General features: G+C 47.9%; 2 protein-coding genes and 1 pseudogene. 1 reads left to right on the top strand and 2 read right to left on the bottom strand.

Features of this window, described 5'->3' with window-relative positions; translation table 11 throughout:
- Positions 1–1,457 (top strand): annotated as a pseudogene (locus IQ270_RS29715) (hypothetical protein); the annotation flags it as partial.
- A gap of 55 nt (positions 1,458–1,512) precedes the next feature.
- On the opposite strand, the gene IQ270_RS29710 reads toward IQ270_RS29715, so the two are convergent.
- Together IQ270_RS29710 and IQ270_RS29705 are read right to left on the bottom strand one after the other, a co-directional pair.
- Positions 1,513–1,779 carry a hypothetical protein gene (locus tag IQ270_RS29710; RefSeq protein WP_193976691.1) on the bottom strand — a complete coding sequence of 89 codons (267 nt, stop codon included), beginning with the start codon at positions 1,777–1,779 and terminating at the stop codon, positions 1,513–1,515.
- A 259-nt stretch (positions 1,780–2,038) separates the two neighbouring features.
- Positions 2,039–2,509, bottom strand: a 471-nt coding sequence (locus tag IQ270_RS29705; protein ID WP_193976690.1) for a hypothetical protein, incomplete at its 5' end; no start/stop codon positions are given.

Below are 2,509 nucleotides of genomic sequence, written 5' to 3'. Positions count from 1 at the left end.
AAACCTTTGCCGGATTTCCCGTGGTGTCACAAGTAGCGGCGGGGCTGAAATTAATCGATAAATTCGGCGGGATTAAGCGAACGATGAAATTAATTCAAACGCGGTTGGGTGTCAGCGACGAAACGGCTGATGAAATTCGCCGCAAAGATATTGATACTGAATTAATCGACTGTTTGCCGAAATTGTTTGCCGGGGATTTGAATGCGGCAATGGCGGGCAGAAATAAACCCGATCGCCTCGTGATGCTGTTCGATACTCACGAGAAAATGTGGGATGCCAAACGCAATTCTCAGGGAGCAACTTTTTGGTATCAAGATGAGTGGTTTCGGCGGTTGCTGAGGGCGCTAGATTATAAATTGGGGATTGTGGTTGCTGTGGCGGGACGAGATTGTCCTGTCACACAATTGCGGTGGCCGAATGCGCCGAGGTTTCCGATTCCCGCAGATTATATAGATAAACAATTGGTGCGGCATTTGTCTCCCGCTGATGCGAGGGATTACTTGCACAAAGTGGAGATTGACAAGGCTGATTTGGCAGATGCTGTAATTAAATATGCCAGCGTCAATGCTGATGATAGTTGGGAAAATTTGCAGGTACATCCGTTTTATTTAGGTTTGTGCGCGGATGTGGTGCTGGCAGAAAGAAGGCGGGGAATTGAGTTGCTGTCGTCGGATTTTGCGCGGATTCCGAAGTTGGAAAATAAGACTGCGGAGTTAACGGATCGGTTGCTTTTGTATGTGGATCGCGAAGTGCGATCGGCGGTGCATTCGCTGAGTGCGTGTCGCGCTTTTGATCTGAATTTGTATGTGAAATTGGGGGCTGGTTGTCACTTCCAAGCAAGTAGTGCAAATTTTGAGGTTTTGACGAGTTTTTCCTTTGTGTGGAAATCGGAGAAGCGGGGGGATAATTGGTATCGGATTCATGATTTATTGCGGCGCTTGGATTGCGATCGGGATAATCCGAAAACTCGCAAAGCTCATGAGGTTTTAGAGGGACATTATCGGGAAGTGGGAGATGCGGCTGAGGCAATTTTTCATGCTAATCGCTTGGATTGGGAGCGGGGTGTGAAGGAATGGGAAGAGGTGTTTAATGGAGCTTTGGGAAAGAGTCGGTATGGGGAATGCAAGTCGCTGCTGGGAGTGAGAGATGAGTTGTGGATGAAAAGTGATTCTTCGCTGGGACTGATTTCACGAGCTGAAGGATTTTACTATACTGTATTAGCTCGATACGAAGCAGTAAAGATGCGGCATTCAGGAGGCGGATTTGTCCAGTTAACTTACACCAAAAGTTCACAGGATTTACGCACTCCGACAAAGAAACCGGGTTTTTGGCCGAATCTGCGAATCACAACCAATGAATTCAAGGGAAAAACCCGGTTTCTGGCCACCCGTGCGTCAGCCTTCAAAGAAACCGGGTTTTTAGCCGAATCTACGCATCACAACGAAGAATTCTCATAAAAACCCGGTTTCTGGGCCCCATGCGTAAGCCCTAAAAACGACTTAACCTTACAGCTTACCGCCCAGATTTTCTCGAGGATGTATCATCAGCCCGCGAACGACGGATCAGCACGCTCATCACCTGCTTCCGATTAGCCGCACGCTGTAGGGGACTCCAATCGCCCACTTCTGCAAATCCCAGCCGGTACAAAGTCAGTATGGTTTCCCTGACACCTTTGGGCGAACCAACAACCGTTAACCGCACCACTTCCTGTTCGGATACTGCTGAGTCGTCATTTGGGCAGTCAGATTTGTTGTCGTCAGGCAAGAATTCCTGTGACATAATTATGTTCTCTTGGTTTTGGGTTTTCTAGGAAAACCCAAAAACCCAGCCGCCCCGCTTTTCAACACATAGCAGGGCGGCTACAGAAAATGTTAAGATTTGCAGTTAGCCTCCAGACTGCCTGTTTCAGTTTGGCGGTTAGCTGTCCATTGCTGCTCGCAAAAGCTTTGGGCGCAGCGAAGCGGAGGGGACGCGGGCTGCTGACTCTACAAGCAAGCAACCTCTCACTTCAAAGCGTAGCCGCAGATGGGGGCCGCCGTCAATCGATTTTAGATTTTGGATTTGGGATTTTGGATTGAAGAATAAAAGTCCCGGATAAACAGTTGACAGTTGAAGTAAACCGGAATTTGCGATGGGAAATCGGGTTTTTGCGAAAAGATTTCATCGCAGTACACAGATTGGTTAAAAACCCGGTTTGTTGATTGGTAGCTCCTAATTTTTCGGTGCGTCGCTGCCAGATTTTACAGCTTAATTCTTGATGGTAGAAAGCGACGCACCCTACGGTTTGTTGAGTGGTAGCTCCTAATTTTTCGGTGCGTCGCTGCCAGATTTTACAGCTTAATTCTTGATGGTAGAAAGCGACGCACCCTACGGTTTGTTGAGTGGTAGCTCCTAATTTTTCGGTGCGTCGCTGCCAGATTTTACAGCTTAATTCTTGATGGTAGAAAGCGACACACCCTACGGTTTGTTGAGTGGTAGCTCCTAATTTTTCGGTGCGTCGCTGCCAGAT

Origin of the sequence: Microcoleus sp. LEGE 07076, assembly GCF_015207455.1 — a bacterium.
Classification (GTDB): domain Bacteria; phylum Cyanobacteriota; class Cyanobacteriia; order Cyanobacteriales; family Microcoleaceae; genus Microcoleus.
This window is presented reverse-complemented; position numbering and strand designations above follow the sequence as displayed.